Source organism: Shivajiella indica, assembly GCF_042683085.1.
In the GTDB taxonomy this organism is placed as follows: Bacteria; Bacteroidota; Bacteroidia; order Cytophagales; family Cyclobacteriaceae; genus Shivajiella; species Shivajiella indica.
This window is the reverse complement of the sequence record NZ_JBHUIV010000032.1, coordinates 1-634: the sequence shown is the minus strand read 5'-3', so window position 1 is coordinate 634 and position 634 is coordinate 1. Positions and strand designations below refer to the sequence as shown.

The 634-nt window shown below is 53.3% G+C and carries 1 rRNA gene; it reads left to right on the top strand.

Annotated features, from left to right (window positions below):
- Positions 1-634: ribosomal RNA gene (locus tag ACFSKV_RS18965) — 23S ribosomal RNA — on the top strand; the annotation flags it as partial.

Genomic DNA, 634 nt, shown 5'->3' with positions numbered 1-634 from the left:
CTGACTTTGTCAGGATGACGGCGTGCCTTTTGCATAATGAGCCTACGAGTTACACCTCACTGGCGAGGTTAACCCCGTAGACGGGGGCAGCCGGAGCGAAAGCGAGTCTGAACAGGGCGCGTAGTCAGTGGGGGTAGACGCGAAACTTTGTGATCTACCCATGGCCAGGCTGAAGGTGCGGTAACACGTACTGGAGGGCCGAACCGATAAGCGTTGAAAAGCTTCCGGATGAGCTGTGGGTAGGGGTGAAAGGCCAATCAAACTGAGAAATAGCTCGTACTCCCCGAAATGTTTTTAGGAACAGCGTCGTGGAACGTATTGATGAGGTAGAGCTACCGATAGGACTAGGGGGAGTCACATCCTACCAAATCCTGACGAACTCCGAATGCATTGATACGGTAACGGCAGTGAGGGCTCGGGTGCTAAGGTCCGAGTCCGAGAGGGAAAGAACCCGGACCTACCGCTAAGGTCCCGGAATTTACACTAAGTTGAACAAAGGCGGTCCAGCTGCTTAGACAGCCAGGAGGTTAGCTTGGAAGCAGCTATTCCTTTAAAGAGTGCGTAACAGCTCACTGGTCGAGCGGCAGGGCGTCGATAATAAACGGGCATCAAGTGTAATACCGAAGCGTAGGAT